This is a genomic window from Streptomyces sp. NPDC047917 (genome assembly GCF_043204345.1).
Classification (GTDB): Bacteria; Actinomycetota; Actinomycetes; order Streptomycetales; family Streptomycetaceae; genus Streptomyces; species Streptomyces sanglieri.
Window position 1 is genome coordinate 123,988 of sequence record NZ_JBIDCA010000013.1, and the last position, 18,876, is coordinate 142,863.

General features: G+C 70.8%; 14 protein-coding genes. 11 read left to right on the forward strand and 3 right to left on the reverse strand.

Annotation, left to right across the window (positions count from 1 at the left end; all coding sequences use genetic code 11):
* Positions 1-9: 9 nt before the first annotated feature.
* Both ACGF8B_RS30165 and ACGF8B_RS30170 read left to right on the forward strand, forming a co-directional pair.
* Positions 10-1,122 carry an AAA family ATPase gene (locus tag ACGF8B_RS30165; protein WP_392744913.1) on the forward strand — a complete coding sequence of 371 codons (1,113 nt, stop codon included), beginning with the start codon at positions 10-12 and terminating at the stop codon, positions 1,120-1,122.
* A complete protein-coding gene (locus tag ACGF8B_RS30170; protein ID WP_392744916.1) occupies positions 1,119-3,923 on the forward strand; it encodes a hypothetical protein in 2,805 nt (934 codons plus the stop codon). Before ACGF8B_RS30165 ends, ACGF8B_RS30170 begins: the two co-directional genes overlap by 4 nt.
* A gap of 126 nt (positions 3,924-4,049) precedes the next feature.
* On the opposite strand, the gene ACGF8B_RS30175 is transcribed toward ACGF8B_RS30170, so the two are convergent.
* On the reverse strand, positions 4,050-4,487 hold the full coding sequence (locus ACGF8B_RS30175; protein ID WP_392744918.1) for a GNAT family N-acetyltransferase: 438 nt from the start codon (positions 4,485-4,487) through the stop codon (positions 4,050-4,052).
* A 149-nt stretch (positions 4,488-4,636) separates the two neighbouring features.
* Here ACGF8B_RS30175 and ACGF8B_RS30180 point away from each other — a divergent pair, with 149 nt between their 5' ends.
* Positions 4,637-5,230: a GNAT family N-acetyltransferase gene (locus tag ACGF8B_RS30180; RefSeq protein ID WP_392744920.1), complete on the forward strand. Its 594-nt coding sequence runs from the start codon at positions 4,637-4,639 to the stop codon at positions 5,228-5,230.
* Here the strand turns inward: ACGF8B_RS30180 and ACGF8B_RS30185 are convergent.
* Positions 5,163-6,527: an MFS transporter gene (locus tag ACGF8B_RS30185; RefSeq protein ID WP_392745295.1), complete on the reverse strand. Its 1,365-nt coding sequence runs from the start codon at positions 6,525-6,527 to the stop codon at positions 5,163-5,165. The genes ACGF8B_RS30180 and ACGF8B_RS30185 overlap by 68 nt on opposite strands.
* The gene (locus ACGF8B_RS30190) at positions 6,515-7,024 is read right to left on the reverse strand and encodes a GNAT family N-acetyltransferase (protein ID WP_392744923.1); all 510 of its coding nucleotides are present in this window, start codon (positions 7,022-7,024) and stop codon (positions 6,515-6,517) included. The genes ACGF8B_RS30185 and ACGF8B_RS30190 overlap by 13 nt, the downstream gene beginning before the upstream one ends.
* 26 nt (positions 7,025-7,050) lie before the next feature.
* Here ACGF8B_RS30190 and ACGF8B_RS30195 point away from each other — a divergent pair, with 26 nt between their 5' ends.
* The 8 genes from ACGF8B_RS30195 (at position 7,051) to ACGF8B_RS30230 (ending at position 18,664) form a co-directional block, all read left to right on the forward strand.
* Entirely contained in the window at positions 7,051-7,566 is a 516-nt protein-coding gene (locus tag ACGF8B_RS30195; RefSeq protein WP_392744926.1) for a CGNR zinc finger domain-containing protein, read from the forward strand.
* Between the two features lie 117 nt (positions 7,567-7,683).
* Complete coding sequence (locus ACGF8B_RS30200; RefSeq protein ID WP_392744928.1) at positions 7,684-8,493, forward strand: aminoglycoside N(3)-acetyltransferase; 810 nt, start codon at positions 7,684-7,686, stop codon at positions 8,491-8,493.
* A gap of 337 nt (positions 8,494-8,830) precedes the next feature.
* Complete coding sequence (locus tag ACGF8B_RS30205) at positions 8,831-9,607, forward strand: VOC family protein (RefSeq protein WP_392744931.1); 777 nt, start codon at positions 8,831-8,833, stop codon at positions 9,605-9,607.
* Positions 9,608-10,008: 401 nt separating this feature from the next.
* Complete coding sequence (locus ACGF8B_RS30210; RefSeq protein ID WP_392744934.1) at positions 10,009-10,998, forward strand: lytic polysaccharide monooxygenase; 990 nt, start codon at positions 10,009-10,011, stop codon at positions 10,996-10,998.
* A gap of 248 nt (positions 10,999-11,246) precedes the next feature.
* The gene (locus ACGF8B_RS30215) at positions 11,247-13,364 is read left to right on the forward strand and encodes a PAS domain-containing protein (RefSeq protein WP_392744937.1); all 2,118 of its coding nucleotides are present in this window, start codon (positions 11,247-11,249) and stop codon (positions 13,362-13,364) included.
* A 633-nt stretch (positions 13,365-13,997) separates the two neighbouring features.
* Positions 13,998-15,224 (forward strand): ferric reductase-like transmembrane domain-containing protein, encoded by a 1,227-nt coding sequence (locus tag ACGF8B_RS30220; protein ID WP_392744938.1) that lies wholly within the window; start codon positions 13,998-14,000, stop codon positions 15,222-15,224.
* 284 nt (positions 15,225-15,508) lie between these two features.
* Positions 15,509-17,794: an ATP-binding protein gene (locus ACGF8B_RS30225; RefSeq protein ID WP_392745296.1), complete on the forward strand. Its 2,286-nt coding sequence runs from the start codon at positions 15,509-15,511 to the stop codon at positions 17,792-17,794.
* 207 nt (positions 17,795-18,001) lie between these two features.
* Positions 18,002-18,664, forward strand: coding sequence for a DUF5701 family protein (locus tag ACGF8B_RS30230; RefSeq protein ID WP_392744940.1), 663 nt, complete (start codon positions 18,002-18,004; stop codon positions 18,662-18,664).
* The last annotated feature ends 212 nt before the right edge of the window (positions 18,665-18,876 follow it).

An 18,876-nucleotide genomic window follows, 5' to 3' on the forward strand; every position in this document is an offset into this window, starting at 1 on the left:
GGCCCCCTCATGTCCGACCTGTTGCGCGCCCCCGCCGAGATCAAGTACGCCGAGGAACTGGAGTGGCTGGAGTCCATCGACGACAACCCCAAGCCCTTCTCCTGGCGGCTGTCCCCGAAGATGGTCCGGCTGTTCATCCTGGGCTCCGATCGCTCCGACGGCCTGGACCGGGAGATCTCGCAGAAGTGGTACGGCGACCGCAGTTTCGTCGAACGTTCCATCGTCACCCTGGCCTCCGACCGCGGCCTGCTGCTCATAGGAGACCCCGGCACGGGCAAGAGCTGGCTGGCCGAGCTGCTGTCCGCCGCGATCTGCCGCAATTCCACACTGGTGGTGCAGGGTACGGCCGGCACCACCGAGGACCACATCAAGTACTCCTGGAACGTGTCGATGGTCATCGCCAAGGGCCAGTCCCGGGAATCGATGATCCCCTCGCCGATCATGACCGCCATGGAATCCGGCGCGATCGGCCGTTTCGAGGAGCTCACCCGCTCCACCAGCGACGTGCAGGACGCGCTGATCTCGATCCTGTCCGAGAAGTACATCTCGGTACCCGAACTGGACAGCGACAGCATCGTCTTCGCCAAGCCCGGCTTCTCGATCATCGCCACCGCGAACAGCCGCGACCGAGGCGTCAACGACCTGTCCTCGGCGCTCAAGCGCCGCTTCAACTTCGTCCGCATCCCCGTGGTCACGAACAAGAAGAGCGAAGTGGAGATCGTCCGCTTCCGCACCGAGGAACTGCTGCGCCGCCACCAGATCGAACTGGAAGTGCCGCCGACGCTGCTCGATGTGCTGCTGCAGAGCTTCGCCGACCTGCGAGCCTCGGCGGCCGCGGCCGGCAGCGACGACGAGAAACTGGAGTCCGCCCTGTCCACCGCGGAACAGATCGGAGTGCTGGAGGACGCGGTGCTGCACAGCAACTTCTTCGGGGACCGCGCCCTCACGGCCCGCACGCTGGCCTCCTCGCTCGTCGGGTCACTGGCCCGGCGGGAGCCCGAGGACCTGGCCATCCTCAACAAGTACCTGCACGGTGTCGTCGAGCCGCGCAGCAAGGAAGAGGGCGGCTCCTGGCCGGAGTTCCTGGAGGGCGGCCGCGACGCGATCGCCACCCTGTCATGACCAGCACCCACGAGGGGACCTTCGAAGGACTGCGTGGTCAGCTGCAGGAGGCCGCCGCGACGTTCGCCGACGGACCCGATGCCCTGGAGGGCATCCTCCTCGGCATCGTCGACGACGTCGACCACGCGGTCCGCGAGCCGCTCGAAATCTTCCCCGTCTGTCATCACTCACCCGCCTCGGCCGTCGCGATGGCCCGTCGCCTGCGGGAGAAGCAGCCCAAGGTGGTCTACCTCGAACTGTGCGAGGACATGGCGCCCCTGCTGACCGAGCTGCGCAACTGCAAGCTCCCGGTGGCGGTCCAGTCCTTCGCGACGGAGGTCGACGGCTTCCCCGCCGAGTGGTCGCCGCTCTCGGTGGTCGCACCGATCACCGAGGCCTCCGCCGAATACCAGGCGATCGCCTACGCCCTGGACACCCCGGGCGTGGAACTCGTCCTCGTCGACCGCTCCTCGGACCACGTCTTCCAGTGGGACGCGCGCGCGACGGAGTCCGCCGGGCCGGCCGACCCGGACGCGCCTCCCGCCGAGGAGGAGGCCGCCCTGCACGGTGACGCGGTCGGCGTGGAGATCGGAGACCTGCGACCGCGTTTCGCCGAACTGGAGGAACACCTGCTGCACCACGGCAAGGTGCGGCACTGGTCGGAGTGGTGGCACCAGTACGTCGAGCTGCCGCTCGGCGACAGCGACCACGACACCTACCGCCAGGTCATGCTCCTGATCGGCAGCCTCTTCCGGCGACTCGCACCGGGCGACGCCCACCGGGTCCGGGTGGACGAGGACCGCGAACGCCACATGTGGACCAGGATGCGCGAACACCTGGCCGCGACCGGCACCGATCCCGCGGACTGCCTCTACGTCTGCGGCGCCTTCCACGCGGCCAGCCGCGTCGCCGAGTTCGGTGTCCACGGCACGGACACCTTCGAGATCAGCCCGCCCAGCGCCACCACGTGGCAGCACGGCCTGATCCCGTCCAGCCACGCGGCGATCGAGGCACAATTCGGCCTCGCGGCAGGATCGGTGTCCATCGCCGCGACGGTGTGGGCGAAGAACGTCCGGCGCACCCGCGTGGAGCCCTTCCGCCTGGCCGGGCAGGCGGGGGCGAAGAAGTCGAGAGCCAAGAAGGCCGCAGCCCCGACGGGGCCCGCCCCGGAGCTCCCGCCCTCGGACAGGCTCACCGGATTCCTGCAGCGACCGCCGGCCCTGGACCGGCTCGACGAAGCGGAACTGCTCGGCTGGTCGGTGGAGATCGTGCGCGCCGCCCGCCGAAACGGCTACCTCGCCTCCACGGCCGACGCCATCGCGGTGTTCGAGACGTCGATCCTGCTGGCCGGAATGCGTGACCGGGCCAAGCCCACGCCGTACGACTTCCAGGACGCGGCGGTCACCTGCATCGAGAAGGACACCGTGCCGGGCCGGCGCGATGTGCGGCGCCTCGTGGAGATCATGATGGGCGGCGACCGGGTCGGCCAGGTCGGCTACGAGGCGCTGCCGCCACTGGCCCGTGACGTCCACGACCGGCTCGCCCCCCTGGGCCTGAAGCTCCAGCAGAGCGGCGTACAACGAGCACTGCTGGACATCGCCTCGCGACCCGAACTGGAGCGGTGCTCCGACGCGTTGTGGATGCTTCGCCACCTGATGCCGCAGGGCGCCGCCCGCCCCATCATGGGAGAGCGGAAACTGGGGGAGCGGCCCATCCAGGAATCGTGGGACCTCGCTCTGGGCACCTACCAGCGCGCGCTCATCGAGCTGGGCTACGAGGGCGTCAGCATCGAGCAGGTGCTGGAACAGCGCTTGCGCCGCACGGCCTACGACCGGCGCGCCACCGCCGCGACCGTCCTGGAAGCCGTCGAGGACGCCACGCTGTACCTGCGCAGCCGCCGCCTCGCCGACGAACTGGGCACCCACGCCCTGGAGGTGCTGTCGGCCGAGCGCAGCGTCGACGGTGCGCCGGAGGTACTGCGCCGGGTGCGGCGGCTGCTGGCGTACTACCGCACCAGCGAGCCGGTGCTGCCGCCATGGATCGAGTCCTTCGCCAAGACCGGATACGCCCACTACTGCACTCTGCTGCCGACCGCCTTCACCGACGACGACGCCACCGTCCGCCAGGTGGCGGCCATGCTGGGCTTCCTGTTCAGCATGGAGAGCCTGGCGCTGTCGCTGGGCTGCGACCGGACCCAGCTGGAACTGGCGGTGGCCCAGTCACATCCCGAGGAGCCGCCGAAGACGGCCCTGCTGTGGGCGGCGCAGGTACAGCTCGGCCACCTCTCCCGGGCGGACCTGCGAGCCAAGTGCGACGAGCTGCTCGGCAACCCCCTGGTGGTACCCGCCTACCCGCGCTATCTCAGCGGTTTCGTGCACGCCCTGGAACCGGTCCCGGGCCTCACGGACTTCGTGGTGGAGGCAGTCTCGAACGCGTTCGCACGGCTGCCGGACCCGGTGCTCCTGCCATGGCTGCCGACGCTGATCACCACCTTGCGGTCCGGCGGCTCGGAACTGGCTCCCCTGCTGATCCGTGAGGCCGGACGGACCTTCCCCGGCCGGCTCGCGGCACTGGACGCGTGGGTGCCGCCGTGGCACTCCCGGCCGGACTCCGAGGCCATGCTTTCCGCACACAGTGCCGGAGGCTCCCACGGCTGCACACTCCTCGCCGCGCACCCCGCGACATGCGACGCGGTGGCGGCCCTGCTGGGCTGCGAGGATCCGTGGGAGACGGCGGAGCCCGGCCGCCCGGCAGGCGCGGCACTGCCGGGCCGCCATCCGGAGACGGCCGTCGCACTGGAGGTGCTGCTGACCGGAGCATGACCGCTTCGGTGCGGACACACGAGCGCACGGCGCAGGTGCACACGCGCCGCGGATCCGTCCAGGACGACGAGTCCGGTGCCGGCCCCGGCGGGACCGGCACCGGCCGCGCCGGTCGGCGCCGGGCGCCTACGGCCGTACGGCAAACCGGTAGACGGTGGAGTCACGGGCCTCGAATCCCAGGCGTTCGTACAGCCGATTCGCTGCCCGGCGGGACGGACGAGAGGTGAGATCGACCGTCCGTACCCCCGCCGCGTCGGCCAGGCGAAGCGCCTCCTCGGTCAGCGCCGCTCCCACTCCGTGACCCCGCGCCGCCTCGTCGACCACAACGTCCTCGATGCGGCCGCGCAGCCCCGACGGCAACGGACACACGATCAGAGTCAGCATGCCCACCGCGCGGCCGTCGACCCTGGCCAGCAACAGGGTGTTGGCGTCACTGCGCAGCAATCGGGTCACGGACTCCCCATCGGGCACACCGGCCGTGCTCGAAAGCTGGGGCAGCAGCCGGGCGATCGCTTCCACCACTTCATCGGTCGCCTCGCGGACGACCTGCACCTCGACGCTCATGAACGTGACCCTACCGACAAGTCCCGCGAACGCGGTGCGGGAACGGCCCCGCAGGCCACCGTCTGTGCTGCGAAGTACCTGGTCAGGGTGGTGTTGTGAGAGGTGGTGACAGCCCTGGACGGCGATGCCGGTGCGTGATTCGATGAGGGATGACTTCGTTCTGGGTGGGGAAGCGGATACGTCTGCGGGGGATCGAGCCGGACGACTGGACCGCGCTCATGCGCTTCGCCGAGGACGAGGAGCGGTTGGGAGACTTGCTGAACCCGCCTCGTTCCGCCGAGAGTCATCGTGCCCGGGCGAAGGAGCAGGCTGTTGCCCGTACTGACGGGGACTGTTTCCAGCTGGTGATCGAAGCCGCCGACACCGGGAAGGTCGTCGGCTCCCTGGGCACGTTCCACGCCGATGCGCGTTCGGGCTGGTTCGAGTACGGCATCACGATCGGGGCCGAGTTCCGGCGCAACGGGTACGCGGCGGAAGCCGTACTGCTGTTGCTGCGCCACATGTTCGCCGAGCGGCGGTTCCACAAGTGCCAGGTACGGATCTTCGCGCACAACGGGGCCTCGCTGGCACTTCACCGCCGGCTCGGATTCGTCGAGGAGGGTCGCCTCCGCGATCACGTGTTCATGGCCGGACGGCACCACGATCTCGTCCTGATGGGCCTGATCACCCACGAGTTCACCCAGCTGCACCCGGCCGGCGAACCCCCGGGCCGTCCTCTGGATCCCGCGGCGAACGCGAAGTGAACCGGGCGAAATCCGTCCGACGCGTGGAACACGACTGGCGACGCCTGCGTTCTGCCCCGGCCGGGACGATCAGGGCGGCAGCGGTTATCGTGGTGAGGAGGGCCCAGGCCGGGACGAAGCTGTGGGTGAGGTCCTTGAGCAGGCCGAGGGCGGGTGGCACCGTGACGATGGCGATCTGGTTGGCCGACATGGCCAGCCCGAGGGCGAAGCCGGTTCTGCCCGGTGGAGCGGATTCGGCCACGTGGGCGACCCACGGGCCGTACCAGCCGAAGCCGAAGAACCCGAGCCAGACGAGTACGCAGCAGGCGATCGCCGGTGACCGCCCCAGCGGTGTCATCAGCACCGTCATTCCGATGACTACGGCGACCATGCAGATCATGACGGCGCCGTACCGTCCGGACCTGCTGCGGTCACTCCACGCGGCGAGGCAGATCCGGCCGACGACCCCCGCTCCCTGGGCCACCACCAGGACGAGAGCCGCCGTGCCGGCGCCGACGGAAGCCGCTTCATGAAGGTGCAGCACCGTCAGGATGCCCACGCCGGACTGCACCGAGATCAGGGTCGTCCCGGACAGCATGATCCTCGCCATCGACGGTTCGCGGAGCATTCGTAGCCGGATGCCGAGTCGGGACTTGAGCGGGGCGCGCGGTGTGCTGTCCCGAGGAAGGACGTGACTGGTCTCCAAGGTCTCGGTGGGCGGCCGGCGGTAGAAGCCCATGAAGACGGCGGATCCCAGCAGCGCGACGAGGCCACCGGCCAGAAGCGTCGATCGCCAGCCCAGGGTGATCGCCAGGTGGGGGAGCACCGCAGAGGCGAGTGCGGCGCCCAGTGGCAGACCGGCCTGGCGGATGCCCATCGCGAAACCCCGCTGGGAGGCGTCGAACCAGGACGCGACCGACTTGCTCCCGCCGGGCTGAACCGTGCTGTATCCCGCGCCCACGACCAGCAGGACACAGAGCAGAGCCCCGTAGCCCGGCGCGAGGCTTCCCGCGCACAGGCTCACCGCGACCGCGCAGGCGCCCGCTCCGACGACCCAGCGCTCGTCGTAGCGGTCCAGCAGCTCCCCGGCCACCAGCAGGCCGGCCAGCGGAGCCAACTGGGCTGCCGAGATCAGAAGGCCCAACTGGGCAGTGCTCAAGTGCAGCTGGTTCTGAAGATGGATGCCCATCGCGCCGATGCCCTGCACGAAGAAGCCGGACGCCGCCTGGGTGAAGGTCGCGATGCCGAGGACGACCCAGCGGAAGGAGTGGGCGTGGGGAGCGGAGGAGAGGCCGCGCCGGGTGGTCACGGGCGCCAGTACAGCGACGGGTCGGGGTGGTCGGTGAAACCGAGATCGCGGTACAGCGGTTCGCCCTCGGTGGAGGCGTAGAGATCGACTCGGGCGACATCGCTCTCCCGGAACCAGCCGAGCAGTCCCTGCATGATCCTGCGGCTGTGACCACGTCGCCGGGACCTCGGGTCGGTGACCACGCCGATCACCTGTCCGATCCGGCCGTTGCGCAGGTGCGGACCGGGCAGCCGTTGTTCGATCGTGCCGATGCCGCAGGCGGCCAGGCCGTTCTCACCGTCCGCGACGAGGATGCGCACGGTGCCGGAGCCGCTTTCGGCGCACGTGGTCAGCTGATCCTTGAGTACGGTGGTCAGGGCATCCAGCCAGTCTTCGCCTCCCGATGCGGGGGCGAAGAAGTCGCCGCCGAGGTTCTCGAACAACATCGCCCGCAGGCGCACGAGTTCCGCGATGTCGTCCTCCGTCGCCTGCCGTACAGCGGCTCCGCTCCCAGTGCGTGGTCTCATGACCACCAGACTGGTGTAATGGTCCTATGCACCTCAACCCTTACGGCGAGGATGTCGTGAACCTGGCCGCGGATCTGGCCAACCGGCGCCCGGCGAACGCCGGGGAACTCGCCGACCGCTGCCGCGCGGCCGGCCTGGCCCTCGAACACCCCGTCACGGCACAGGACGTCGACCGCACCCAGGAAGTACTGGACGCGTGGGAGAAGGTCGTCGACGCCGACGACGAGCGTGAACGGGCCGAGTTGCTCAACCGGATGCTGGCAGCGGCCGCCACCCACCCGAGGCTGACCGACCACGCCGACGACGGCTGGCACCTGCACTACCGCGACGACCGGCAGCCGCTCGGCCCCCTGCTGTTCTCGCTGATCTCCGTCGGAACCGCGCTGCACCTGGTGGGACGGGGCATGCGGCGGCTCGGGCGGTGCGCCGTGACCGAATGCACCGTGATCTTCGCCGACACCTCCCGTACCGGACGCAGGCGCTACTGCTCCCAGCGGTGTGCCAACCGCGACGCGGTACGTCGACACCGTGCCCTGCGGTGACCGACAGCGGTTGCTCCGGCACGCTTCGAGCGCCACTGCCGTGTGGCCGGAACCGAAGCGCGCCCCGTGCCGAAAATCGGTGGCCCGGGCGGCTCGGTGCCTCGACACTGACCGGTCATGTCCATCAAATCTTCGCCCAGCCCCATGTGTACCCGTGACTCGCTCACCTCCGACCTCCGCGCAATGGGCCTGCGCGCCGGTGAGACCCTCCTTGTGCACTCCTCGCTCAGTTCCCTCGGCTGGGTCTGCGGCGGCCCTGCCGTCGTCGTCAAGGCGCTGCTCGACACCCTCGGTCACACGGGGACTCTGGTGGCTCCGGCCCACTGCGCCGACAATTCGGACCCGGCGTACTGGACGAACCCGCCCGTGCCCGAGGCGTGGTGGGCGGAGATCCGCGCCTCCACGCCCGCCTTCGACGCGCGGACCACTCCCACCCTCGGCGTCGGTGTCGTCCCGGAAACCGTGCGTAACTGGCCCGGTGCGGTACGCAGTTGCCATCCGCAGACGTCCTTCGCGGCCATCGGCCCACGTGCCGCCGCGCTCATGAACGGTCACGCGCTCGACTGCCGGCTCGGCGAGCACAGCCCGCTTGCCCGGCTGGAGGAGGGCGGGGCGCGGGTTCTTCTCCTGGGGGTGGGCTTCGAATCCTGCACCGCGTTCCATCTGGCCGAGTACCGCGTTCCCTCGCCGCAGGCGGACAATTCCTTCGCGGTCATGACTCCGCAGGGCCGTGTGTGGGCCACCGTGCGTGACACCTCGATCTGCTCGGAACGCTTCGACGAACTGGGAGCGGCCTTCGAGGAGGAACACCGGGTGGTGCACGGCGCGGTGGGCGGTGCGCAGGCCAGGCTGTTCGACCTGGCCGACGCCGTCGCGTACGCCGAGGGCTGGCTGTCCGAGCACCGTCCGCGCGCAGCCACGACGTGACCGGGCCCGGCCCGGGGTGCCGGGCCGACAGTCCGGCCGGGCCCGCTCACCGGCCCCGCCGGTGTGGGATCGGGCGTGGGGGCCGGAGTGCTGAGGTGCGGTGGAGCGGTCCGAGGTACACGGTTGGATCACGAACTCGGCCTGCCGATCGCCAGGACGTCGGTCACCGACGGGCGAACCCCGTACGACGGTCGGTCACGGAGACGGGGCCGAGCCCCTGGTACGGGAGGCGAGCGATCGCGGAACTCACGGCGGACCACGTGGCGGAGTCGTCCACGTGGAGCGAGGGGCGATCCGTGGGGCATCGGCAGCGGCGGACGACCCGAAGGAGCATCGAATGCCGGCCCTCGGAAGGATCAGGCACGCGAACGGCGCTCCCTGCTGGGTGAGCCTGATCGTTCACGATCTGGACTCGGCGCAGGGCTTCTACGCCGATGTCATGGGCTGGCAGTTCGTCGCGAGCACCCTCGGCGGCAACTTCTCCGTGGCCGTGGCACACGACCGGCCCGTGGCCGGGATCGGCTGCTGCTCTCCGGCCGCCGGCACGCCCGCTGTCTGGACCCCGTACTTCGCCGTGGACGACGCCGACGAGACCGCGGACCGGATCAGGGAGCGGGGTGCCACACTCGCCGTCGGTCCGGTGAAGCTGGCCGAGGGCCGCGCGGCGATCGCCGCCGACCGGGACGGCGCCGTATTCGGCATCTGGGAGGGCATGGCCCTTGCCTGGTCGGTGGGGCGGGGCAGCGCACCCGCGCGGCTGGACCTGCAGACACGCCACGCCTTCGAGGCGGCCATCTTCTATGCGGGGATCTTCGACTGGGCCCAGCCTCCAGGTGGCTGCACGGTCGACTACGCGGAGGACCACGTCCGCGTCGGGCTTGAAGGACGCACTGTTGCCACCCTGCGCGGCGGGGGCGTCGAAACCGCCGCGGACCCCAGAATCCGGCCCCGGTGGATCGTCGACTTCCGGGTCGAGGACGGCGCACGCGCCGCGGCCGCGGCCTTCGACGCCGGTGGCGAGTCGTCGTTGGTTCCCGCACTCGACGACCCGTCGCAGAACGCCTTCATCATCCGCGATCCGTACGGCGCGCTCTTCACCGTGTCCGGCCCGTGACGGCGGGCCCCGCCCGTACGAGACCGCGGACGCCGTCCTCCCGCCGCAGCAACGCCTGTTCAGCCCGTCCCGGCCTGCGGCGACGGATGCGGACCCGGTCCACCGGAGCCCGGCTCGCCATGGACCACGGGCGCCTCGCGGAGTGCGGGGGCGGACTGAGTCACCGTCACCCCGGGGCACCGGCCTCCGAGGCTGTCCGACGGAACGGGAACTCGCTTGAGTGATCGGAGCCTGAGGAATGCCTTAAGGCATCCATAAGAATTGCCCGTGGCGGTTCCGGGGGGCCGATTGCCGGGGTTTCCGGGGTTAGGTTGCTGATCGCCGGGCCGTGGAGATGCCGTGCCGAATGGCTGTCCCGCAGGTCTGTCCCCCGGAGATCATCGTTGGTGAGGAGTTCTTCCATGACCGTTCGCCGCAAGGCTGCCGTGTGTGCTGCTGCGGGTGGCGCATCGCTTGCGCTGACTTTTTCGCTGAGTGTTCCGGCGTCGGCCCATGGGTCGATGACGGATCCGGTGAGCCGTGTCGCCGCCTGTTATGCGGAGGGTGTGGAGTCGCCGCAGTCGGCGGCGTGCAAGGCGGCTGTGGAGGCCAGTGGAAAGCAGGCTTTCTACGACTGGAACGCGGTCAACATAGCGAATGCGGTCGGGAAGTCGAAGCAGATCATTCCCGACGGGAAGCTGTGCAGTGCGGCGAACGACAAGTACCGGGGGCTGGACCTGCCGCGGGCGGACTGGCCGTCGACGAAGATGTCCGGGGGCAGTCACACCTTCCGTTACAAGGGCACCGCCCCGCACAAGGGCTCGTTCGAGCTGTACATCACGAAGGCGTCCTACGACCCGGCAAAGCCGCTGAAGTGGTCGGACCTGGAGGCGAAGCCGTTCGTTGAGGTCGCCGACCCGAAGATGGAGAACGGCGACTACGTGTTCCAGGGCGATGTCCCCGCCCGGTCCGGCCGCCACCTCATCTACTCGATCTGGCAGCGTTCGGACTCCCCCGAGGCGTTCTACACCTGCTCGGACGTCGTCTTCGGCAAGGACAGCGGGGGGAACAAGGCCGGCGGCTCCGACGCCCCCGTGCCGACGGCGTCCGCGCCGACCGAGCAGAAGATCGCGGACGGTGCGGCGAAGTCCTCGGTCCAGCACCAGGGCCACGGCACGCAGACCGGCTCGGGTGCCTCGCCCGCGCCGAAGGCGGCAGCCGACGCGGCCGCCGGACCCGGGGCCAACGGCACCGACGGCGCCACCGGACAGTCCCCGAACACCGAACTCGCCGAGACCGGAGGCAGCAGCAGCACGCCCTACATCGCCATCGCCGGGGCCGCCGTGCTGTCGATCGGCGCGACCGCAGTATTCGCCCTCGGCCGTCGTCGCTCGGCGGCAGGCGGCCGCTGACCTCCCCTCGCCCCGTGCCGCGGCGGCCCCTCGCCGCGGCACGCCAAGTGGCAATGCGGCGAGTCGAATCGGCCCGATGCCGCGTGCTCGTGCAGGGCGCTGTTGTCGCGGCCCACATCGCGACGGCGCGCCTGCGCGGGCGGACCGTACCCCACACCCCTCACCCGCCCGTGTTCCGGACGGCAGGAAGCTGCCGGCCCCGGAGGACCTGCGGGCAAGATGCGGTGGTTCAGGAAGGAAGCGTCGTCGTGAACAACAGACCATCCCGAGGTGCCGACCGCCTCGCGGCCATATTTGACGCCCTCCCCGACGGCCTCGTGCTCGTGAACAGCAACGGCACGATCGTCAATGCCAACACCATGGCCCTCGACATGTTCGAAATGCCCGGCACGGTGCTGGTCGGCCGTGGGCTGTTCGACCTGCTGCCGGACTTCGACCCACGCCTTCTCCCGGGCTCGATGCCGCTGCCCGGGGACGCCGGCGGGCAGGGCCGCACCGCGCCCGCACGCATGGTCGCCCGGCGTGCCGACGGCAACGAGTTCGCCGCCGAGGTCACCGGCGTCCACCTGGACGACCGGCACGAGACGTCCGACCCCTACCACGGCCACAGCGACGACCGGCTCCTCCTGCTGGTGGTACGGGACCTCGCCGGCACCCTCGATACCGAGGCCGAACTGGTGCGCTCGCAAAGGCAGTTGGAAATGATCCTGCGGGCAGCGTCGGAAGGGGTCGTCGGCACCGACACCGAGGGCCGCGTCGTACTGGTCAACCCGGCCGCGGCACAGATCCTCGGCTACCGGGCCAGCCAGCTGGGCGGGCAGCAGCTCCACCCGCTGATCCTGCACTCCCGGGCGAACGGCGAGCCCTTCCCGTACGAGGAATCACCGCTCTCCGACACCCTCGGATCCGGCCGCAAGCACCGGGTCCGCGAGCAGGTCCTGTGGGCGCAGGACGGCGAGCCGATTCCCGTCGACATCACCACCGCACCGGTACGTGACGGGGGTCAACTCGTCGGCGCGGTCATGACGTTCACCGATCAGCGCCGCTACGAGCAGCTCGCGCAGAAGCACGAGGAGCAGCTCGCCGACCTCATCGAGCGGCACAACACCGAACTGGGCCAGCAGGAGGAGCGTTACGCCGCCCTGGACGCCCGGCACGCGCAGCTGAAGGCAGTCCTGGACGGAGCCCTGCACGGGTCTCTTGAGCGACTGCGTACCGGACTCGGCACCCTGGCGGCCGACGACGCCTTTCACCTGTGGCCGGAGGCCAACCGGCTCCTGCAGCACCTGTCGGCCGGATACGCCCGGATGACCGCCCTCGTGGACGACGTGCTGGGGTACCAGCGGCTCGACGCGGGCGCGGACGGGCTGCGCAAGAAGGTCGTCCTGCTCGACCAAGTGGTGGACGACGGCATCGACGGAGCCGTCGAACTGATCGGCCCGGGCCGGCTCCGGTTCTCCGTGGACACACCGCCGATCGAGGCGGAGATCGACCCGGAACGGCTCGCGACCGCGCTCACCCACCTCGTCGCGGACGTGGCGGGCATCGACGACGACATGGGTGCCGCGAGTGTCGACCCGACGATCGTCGTCGTGGCAGCGCAGCGGGGAGACACCGTACGGATCGAGGTCCGGGGGCCGCACACCGGCGGCGACCCCGTGCGTCAGCCCATCGTGCGGGGGATCGTCGCCGCGCACGGTGGTGTGGTGCGGGCACGCGAGGTGCGGGAGACGGGCGGGACCGCGTACGTCCTCGAAGTGCCCGTCGCGGCGGGCAGGAGAGCCGCCACCGCGCGGCCTTCCCCGGACGCCCGGCACGCCCTGCCCGCTCCCGGGTCTTCCGGAGAGGTCCCGGACACCGGCGGCAGCGGCCGTCGACATGCCCGGCGCGCTGCCATGGACATGGTCCCGCGCGTTTCGACGGCTCCCGCGCACCGCGGATCCGGACCGACCGGCCGCCGCCGGGGGCGCCCGGCCGAAGGCGTCGTGGTGACCGCGTCCGAGGGCGCGAAGAAGCACGCCGCGCCCGGAGACGCCGTGCATCTGCACGGGGTGCAAGGAGGGGGCGCGGCTTCCATGTACGCGGGCGTGCCGGCCTTCGAGGCGGACGAGGGCGGGTTTCCCGTACCGCTGTCCACCGAGGACGGGCGGCATGTGCTGGTGGCCGCGCAGGAGTGGCCCGCCACGGCCGAGGTAGTGCCCTGGACCCGGTTCGGGACGGCACCGGCCCGGGCGGAAGGTGTCCCCGAGCTGATGCCGGCCCCCTCGGAGTGGCCCGAACCGCCTCCCCCTGCCCCGGCACAGTCCCTGCCGGGCGGGGTGACTCTGTACCACGCACCGGACGCGCTGGACGCATCGGTCACGTAGTTCGGCAGGGCCCCGCATTTCCGCCCGGACTCCGGCCGGCACGAGATCTCCACCGTCACACCGAATGAATGACCACGGCCGGCGGTCGCGCGTCCGGAATCGACGCCCGGTGTCATGAATTTCCGGCAGATGCGGAAAGGGCCGTGAATTCGCGGTGCGTGAACCGTGCGAACCGGTCGGCGTGGAGCGGTTCTTATCCGGTCCGAAAGTCAGACTCAAGAAAACCTTAAGGATCTTCAAGGAAGCCGATGCCGGCCTTTTCGTGAGATTCCAGCAGCTAGGTTCAGCTCTGTGGAAACCCGGGACCATCCTGAAGTGAATATGAACCCCTCCGCATTTCGGCCGAAGGGCGCTCCGGTGGGCCGGCGGCGTGCCTCGCGCACCGGACCGGCGTCCCCCGGTCCGGTTCCCGGCCCCCGGCACGCCGCGAGCCGGTCGGCACCCGCGGAGCCCGCGCGGACCAGGCACCGCGAGCAGCCTGCGCGGTCGCGCCGCGAGCATCTGGCACGAGTCGCGAAGCAGGCCTTCCCCGCCGGGCCCCGACTCCCGGTGCCCCTTCGGATCTCTCCGAAGTCCCTGCGGGGAGGGCTGGTCGCGGGAGTCCTCTGGGTCCTGGCCCTGTGGGCCGTGGGCATGCGGCCGACACTCCGGCTCGACGAGCTGTTCGCGACGTTCGCCCATCTCACCGGCCTGCTCGCCGGCTACGGAGCTCTGGGCATGTTCTTCCTGATGGCACGGGTGCCCGCCCTCGAACACGGCGTCGGGGCCGACCGGCTCGCGCGGTGGCATTCGTGGAGCGGGCGCTGGGTACTGCTGTTGTGTCTGGGGCACGCACTGCTCGCCCTGTGCGGATCCGCCGCACGCCACGGGGACGACCTGCTGACGTCCGCGTTGCAGATGCTCAGCCGTACGCAGCTGGCGCTCGCCACACTGGGACTGGTGCTGCTGTGTGCCGCCGGAGCCGTATCGGCGCGGTCGGTACGCGGCCGGATCCCGCACGAGACCTGGCGGGCGGTGCACCTGCTCACCTACCTCGGAGCCGCGCTCGGGGTGGCGCACCAGATGACCGGCCCGGACCTCGCCGGCAACACCTGTGCCTTCTGGCTGTGGGCGCTGCTGCACGCCGCGGTCGTCGCACTGCTGGTCCGGTACCGGATCGTCGTCCCCGTACGCCAGGCGCTGAAGCACAACCTGCGGGTCGTGGAGGTCAGGGCCGAGGGACCCGATGTGTTCTCGGTCGTGATGGAGGGGGACGGTCTCGGCGAACTCCAGGCGGAGGCGGGGCAGTTCTTCCGCTGGCGGTTCCTGCGGCGCCGGGTCTGGCACTCCGCGCTGCCGTTCTCGCTCTCCGCCCCCGTGCGGGACAACAGACTCAGGATCACCGTCAAGGCGGTCGGGAACCACACCCGGCGGATCCGAAGGCTCAAGCCCGGTACACGAGTGCTGGCCACCGGTCCCTTCGGTGCGATGACGGCCCAACGACGCAAGCGGCGCAAGGTGCTGCTGCTCGCGGGCGGCGTGGGAATCACACCGATGCGGGCGCTCTTCGAGGCGCTGCCGGGCGGACCCGGCGACATCACCCTGCTCTACCGGGCAGGCAGCGAGGAGCAGTTGGTGCTGCGGGAGGAACTGGAGGCCATAGCCGCGTTCCGTCAGGCGGGACTGCACTATCTGCTCGGCCCGTCCGACGCCTCGTTCAATCCGCTCGCCCCGCAGACGCTGCGGAGTCTGGTCCCCGACCTGGCCAGGCGCGACGTCTATCTGTGCGGGCCGCACGGCATGACCGTCGCTGCGGTGGCGGCACTCGTCCAGGCCGGGGTTCCGCAGAAGCGAATCCACACCGAGAGCTTCGCCCTGTGACCGGAGCTCCGGCCCCGGCTCCGGCCCCGGCTCCGGCTCCGGCCCCGGCCCCGGCCCCGGCGCCGGCCGTCCGGTTCCGTGCCGGCCGTGCGGAGAGCGATCCCGTCCACGGGCGGGTCCGTGGACCCCGGGGAGGCGCCGGGTTCTCCGCCCCCGCGCCGCCCCCGCCCGTACATGCCCGTACCTGCCTGCGCATTCGAACGCCGACCACGCTCCGGAGTCGTACATCTACACTGTGTTGACTTCTCGCAATGGCGCGAGAACCTGATCACCACGGGGGCCCCATGGGATTCGGCTTCGGGCAGCGGCGCGGCGGACAACCCCCCGCCGAGCGGACCAGCTTCGTCGGACGTGCCGAGGAGATCTCGCTGATTCAGGCTGCCTTCGGCGAAGTACGGCTGGTCACGCTGGTGGGCCCCGGAGGTGTCGGCAAGAGCCGCACCGCCCTGCGCGCGGCGGAGGGGCTGCGGGAACGGTTCCCGGACGGGGTGTGGCTGGCCGAACTGTCGGCCCTCTCCGACCCGGAACTCGTCCCCGCGACGCTGGCCACCGTGCTGGGAGTCCCGGACCGGGCCGGGATGGAGCCACTGGACGCGGTCGTCGACCATCTCAAGGGGCAGCAGCTGCTCATCGTGCTCGACACCTGCGAGCACATGGTCGACGCCTGCGCCGTACTCTGCGACGTCCTGCTGCGCGAGGCCGCCGAGGTGTGCGTACTGGCCACCAGTCGGCAGCCCCTCGACGTGTCCGACGAGCGGACGATGCCGATCACACCGCTCGGAGTGGACGACGCCGTGGAGCTGTTCACACAGCGGGCCGCCCGGGTGCTGCCCGGCTGGACCGTCACCGAGGCCAACCGGACACAGACGCTGGCACTCGTCGAACGGCTCGACAGAATCCCGCTCGCTCTCGAACTGGCCGCCGTACGCCTGCGGGTCGCACCGCTTGCCGAGCTGGTGTCCCGGCTGGACCGCCGGTTCGAGGTGTTCACCGGCGGGCAGCGCGCGGCCTGCGCCCGGCACCAGACGCTGCGTACGACCATCGGCTGGTCCCACGAGCTCTGCACCCCGGCGGAGCGCCTGCTGTGGGCACGCCTGTCCGTCTTCGCCGGCCCGTTCGAACTGTCGGCCGCGGAACGGGTGGGCGGGGGCGACGGGCTCCCGTCCGACGCGGTCCTGGAGGCGCTGTTCGGCCTGGTGGACAAATCGGTCGTGCAACGCGTGGGCGAGGACGGGGCGCGCTACCGACTCCTGGACACGATCCGCGAATACGGTGCCGAGCGCCTCGACGAGGAGAGCAACGCGCCCGCCGTGCGCGGCCGGCACTTCCAACACCATCGCGACACGGCCGGCCGGCTGTGGGCCGAGCTCATCACTCCGGCCCAGACGGAGCTTCATCGAGCGGTACGCGGCCAGATCGCCGACATCCGGGCCGCGATGAAGTACGCCTTCACCGCCCCGGGCCGCGCGGCGGAAGGGCTGAGCCTCGCCGTGCGGCTCGCCCCGCACTGGCGGGCGACCGGCACCCTGTCGGAGGGGCGGTACTGGATCGACAAGGGGCTCCGTCTGGTGCCCGAGGACTGCGCGGAGCGGGCCTGGGGCCTGTTCATGTCCGGCGTGTTCGCCACCTGGACCGCCGACCTAGCGGAGGCGCCGACCCTCTTCCGGGAGGCACGGGAGGCGGCGCTGAACTGCGACGAACAGCGCGTGGCGATGTTCACCGAGCCGTACATCGGGGCGATGAGAGCGCTCTGCGGCGAGATCGAGGAGGGACTGGCCGAACTGGAACAGGGGCGCCGGCGGATCGTCGCCGTGGGCGACTCGCTCGGCATCAGCATGGTCCACTACGAAGGCGCGCTGCTGCGGGCGGTGCTCGGGGACACCGACGGGGCCCTCGAACTGTGCGAGGTGGGGCTGGCCCATCTGCACGGCACGGGCGATCGCCAGTTCTACGGATCCACCCTCATGGCCGAGGGCCTCATCCTCTGGCTCGCCGGACGCCACGAGGAAGGCGCCGACGCGCTGCGGCAGGCCCTCGACGCCATGAGCGAGATCGGAGACGTGCTGGTCGCCGCGCTCTGCTGTCTGGGCCTGGCCTGGCACGCCGCACAGCAGGAACGCCACGTGAGGGCGGCATGGCTGCTGGGATACGCGGAAGGCGCGCGGCGGCACGGCGGTGACCCCGTGGCCATGCTGACGTCCGTGCTGGAACAGCAGGAGGCGACCCGGAACGCCGTGCGGGAAACGCTGGGAAACACGGAGTACGAACGCTGGTACGGCGTGGGGGCCCGGCTGTCGGGGACCGAGATCCTGGACGCGGTCCGCGCGGACACCGACAGCCCACTGGCCGGGCAGCGACTGCCCCGCAGCCGGTCGGGGTCCCCGGTGACCGAGGTGCTCACCCCGCGGGAGCGGGAAGTCGCCACGCTCGTCGCACAGGGGCTGTCCAACCGGGAGGTCGCCGAGCGGCTCGTGATCTCCAAGCGGACCGCGGACACACACGTCGAGCGCATCCTCACCAAGCTCGCGATCGACTCACGTACCGAGATCGCGTCGGTGCTCAGTCCTTAGGTTCTTTCGTTTGGATCGGGCCGGAACAGCCGGTGTTCCGGTCGAACGGACCGCCGTGCGCCAGTGTCCGACGACCCGTTCGACGGTCCTGCGCGCCGAGGAGCCGGCGGCCGGCCGGCGGACCCCTGACCGGCCGTGCCCGGCGGGAACAACCCGGCCGGCCGCATCGTTGATCCACTCGCTCTGCACCACGACCCGAGGAGTACTGTGCCCGGTACCGCTTCCACCAGCACCACGGTCGGCCCTCTCCCGTCGCTCGCCGCTCAGGCGGAGCGACTGAGCGAACTCGGGGTGACCGAACTCGCCGGCATACCCGCCGACGAGGTGCGCGCCTTCGCCGAAGGCGCCGGCGACGACCGTACGGACGCACTGCTCGTCGTCCACCCGGACCGCGCCCCCGCCTCCGCCCTCGCGCCGCTGCTCCGACGTGACGGCAAGCCCGGATTCGTCGTCGTCGACATGCCCGACGTCGACCGGTTCGCCCCGGTGGACATCGAGTTGCCCGAGGCCTCCCTCTACCTCGTGACCGGCATCGACCGCGGCGACGACAAGGCCGACTGGAGCCCGGAGGAGGCGCTGCCCGCCCTCACCGGGGAGGACCGCTCTCCGCTGCTGCTCACCGAGGGCATCCACTGGGTGCTCCAGCAACCGGGGGCCCTGGAGCGCAACCGCTGCTTCATGACCATCGGTTCCCGGCTGCGCAAGGCGAACGGAGGCTTCGACGCCCGCACCCCGGCGATCTGGATCAGCAACGGCACCGGGAGGGACGGCAGCGAGCGGCGCAACGCCCCGAAGGTCGGCTGGTGCTGGTGGGGCAACCGCCACACCTGGCTGGGCTTCGCCTCCGCCACCGGCCGCGAGTCGGTGTGAGCCGAGGGACGGGCCACGTGCCAGCGCCTTCCGGGACGGTGTCCTGGAAATGATCTCGCGTGGTGGATCATGGACGGGTGACACGGCGCCATGAACTGACGTGCGCCGAGCGGGTGTTTGTCCGGACGCCGCCGCCCGCACCGTCCACCCGCCGCCGGGAGGCAACCCGGTGCACCGTGCCGTCGTCCTCAACGGCGGGTCGTCTCAGGGAG